The sequence below is a fragment of the Streptomyces sp. SID1328 genome (assembly GCF_009865595.1).
GTDB lineage: Bacteria > Actinomycetota > Actinomycetes > Streptomycetales > Streptomycetaceae > Streptomyces > Streptomyces griseoluteus.
In genome coordinates this window covers 1-2,765 of the sequence record NZ_WWKH01000468.1, presented here as the reverse complement: position 1 = coordinate 2,765, position 2,765 = coordinate 1, and the positions used below count along the sequence as shown (strand labels likewise).

3 protein-coding genes are annotated in these 2,765 nt (G+C 69.5%); 2 read left to right on the top strand and 1 reads right to left on the bottom strand.

Going from position 1 to position 2,765, the window contains the following annotated elements; genetic code table 11:
• Nucleotides 1-89 precede the first annotated feature (89 nt).
• Nucleotides 90-611 (top strand): cupin domain-containing protein, encoded by a 522-nt coding sequence (locus GT030_RS14580; RefSeq protein ID WP_161201483.1) that lies wholly within the window; start codon nucleotides 90-92, stop codon nucleotides 609-611.
• Nucleotides 612-693: 82 nt separating this feature from the next.
• Here the strand turns inward: GT030_RS14580 and GT030_RS14575 are convergent, their stop codons facing one another.
• Nucleotides 694-1,920, bottom strand: a complete 1,227-nt coding sequence (locus GT030_RS14575) for an acyl-CoA dehydrogenase family protein (RefSeq protein WP_161201482.1) — start codon at nucleotides 1,918-1,920, stop codon at nucleotides 694-696.
• Between the two features lie 171 nt (nucleotides 1,921-2,091).
• Between GT030_RS14575 and GT030_RS14570 the strand changes: the two genes are divergently transcribed.
• Entirely contained in the window at nucleotides 2,092-2,736 is a 645-nt protein-coding gene (locus GT030_RS14570; protein ID WP_086690884.1) for a TetR family transcriptional regulator, read from the top strand.
• Nucleotides 2,737-2,765: the final 29 nt, after the last annotated feature.

Genomic DNA, 2,765 nt, shown 5'->3' with positions numbered 1-2,765 from the left:
GCTCGCGGTGCCGCCGGAGGAAGTCCCCTTCCGCAAGGGTGCGTTGATCCGGGGGCCCGAGTCCCTGCCAGTGACCTGGTGAGCCGGTCATGACGACGACCGAGGGACTGCTCGTACCGCCGGGACACGGCCGGGTCGTGGCGACGGCCGCCCAGCGGGTCACGTTCAAGGTCACCGGCACCCATTCGCGGACGGCCTCCACCTTCGAGGTGGAGGTCCCGCCGGGCTTCGACGTGGGCGCCCATGTGCACACGCGCAGCGAGGAGCTGTTCTACGTCCTGGAGGGAGAACTCGACGTCCTCGCCTTCGAGCCCCGCATCCGCACCCCCGACAACTGGCAGAAGTGGGAGTCGAGTTCGGGCACCAGGGTGGTCCGGGCGACACCGGGTACGGTCATCGTCGTCCCGCCCGGCTGCCCCCACGCCTTCGCCAACCCCACCGACAACCCGGCCCGCATGTTCTTCCAGGCCTCTCCCCCACCGGACCACGAGCGCTACTTCGAGGAACTCCTGGAAATCCTGGACGCGGGAGGCCCCCCGGACCAGGAGGCCATCGAGGAACTGAGAAAGCGCTACGACATAGACCAACTCACCCCGCTGAAACACCGATGAGTGAGTTGACCCGAGGGGCGCGGGGAATTGCGCGACCAGCCACGACGCCGGTCGGCCCGCAATTCCCCCGCGCCCCACGGCGCTACCGAATGGGCACCCCGGCCAGGGTGCGAGCGATCACCAGCCGCTGGATCTCACTGGTCCCCTCGAAGATCGTGTAGATCGCCGCGTCCCTGTGCATCCGCTCGACCGGATACTCCCGCGTATAGCCGTTCCCCCCAAGGATCTGGATCGCCTGCCCGGTGACCTTCTTCGCCGTCTCACTGGCGAACAGCTTCGACATCGACCCCTCGGCGGCGGTGAACCGCTTGCCGTTGACCGCCATCCAGGACGCCCGCCACACCAGCAGCCGAGCCGCGTCGATGGACGTCCGCATATCGGCGAGCTGGAAGGCGATCCCCTGGTTGTCAACAATGGGCCGCCCGAACTGCTCACGCGTAGTGGCGTATTCGAGCGCGACCTCGTAGGCGGCGCGTGCCGTACCCACCGCCATCGCGCCCACGGCGGGCCGGGACGCCTCGAACGTGGCCATCGCCGCGTTCTTCACCCGCTCGCCCCCGCTGCGGGCCTTCTCCCGCGCCCGCGCCAGCCGCTCGTCCAGCTTCTCCTTGCCACCGAGCAGGCAGGACCCCGGCACGCGCACGTTCTCCAGGACGACCTCGGCGGTGTGCGAGGCGCGAATCCCGTGCTTCTTGAACTTCTGGCCCTGGCTGAGACCGGGCGTGCCGGGCGGCACGATGAAGGAGGCGTGGCCCTTGGAGCCCAGCTCCGGGTCGACCACGGCGACGACGACGTGAACGTTGGCGATGCCGCCGTTGGTGGCCCACGTCTTGGTGCCGTTGAGCACCCACTCGTCCTTGGCCTCGTCGTACACCGCACGCGTGCGCATGGAGGCCACGTCGGAGCCGGCGTCCGGCTCGGAGGAGCAGAAGGCGGCGACCTTGACGTCGTTCACATCGCCGTACATCTGCGGAATCCAGGTGCCGATCTGCTCCTCGGTGCCGTTGGCGAGGACGCCCACGGCCGCGAGGCCGGTGCCGACGATGGAGAGGGCGATGCCCGCGTCCCCCCAGAACAGCTCCTCCATGACCATCGGTATGCCGAGGCCGGTGGGGTCGAAGTACTGCTGGGCGTAGAAGTCGAGGGAGTAGACGCCGATCTTGGCGGCCTCCTGGATGACCGGCCAGGGAGTCTCCTCACGCTCGTCCCATTCGGCGGCCGCGGGCCGGATCACATCGGCGGCGAAGCCGTGCAGCCAGTCCCGGACCTCCTTCTGTTCGTCGTTGAGCTCCATGGTGAACTCGGCCATGTCCCCTCCAGCGGCGGCGCGTACGGTGTTACTAGCGGTAACCGAAGTATGTTACCGACGGGTAGGTGAAGTCAACTCCGGATGACGGCTCGGTATCCCGTTCGATGCGGGGCCCGCGGTGAGTGTTAGTTTGCGCAGGCGTCACCGAATCAGCACGGGTGGGGAGACCACATGGACACCACACAGCGGACCGATCAGCAGAGGTCCGCCGACCGACGACGGCGGGAACTGCTGGAGGCCGCCGACCGGGTGGTGCTGCGCGACGGCCCGCAGGCGTCGATGAACGCCATCGCCGCGGAGGCGGGCATCACCAAGCCGATCCTCTACCGCCACTTCGGCGACAAGGGCGGCCTCTACGCGGCCCTCGCCACGCGGCACACCGACGCCCTGCTCGACTCGCTGCGCGCGGCGCTGGACGCCCCGGCCGACCGCCGGGAGCGGGTGGAGTCCACACTCGACACCTATCTCGCCGCCATCGAGGCCCGGCCGCAGGTGTACCGGTTCCTGATGCATCCCTCCGAGGGCGGCCAGGGCGGCGACCACGGCTTCGACGTCGGCAAGCACAGCGCCCCGCTGCTGCGCCGGATGGGCGAGGAGCTGGCCCAGGTCATCGAGGAGCGGGTGGACCTCGGGCCGGGCAGCCAGCAGCTGGCGCGGGTGTGGGGCCACGGGATCGTCGGCATGATGCACGCCGCCGGGGACTGGTGGCTGGGCGAGCGCCCCTGCTCGCGGGCCGAACTGGTGCGCTCGCTGGCCGACTTGCTGTGGGGACGGCTCGCGGCCGCCGGTGACCGGGTGGGCGGTCCGGGGTTCTAGGTCCTGTCTGACAATTCGCGTCGTCGCCC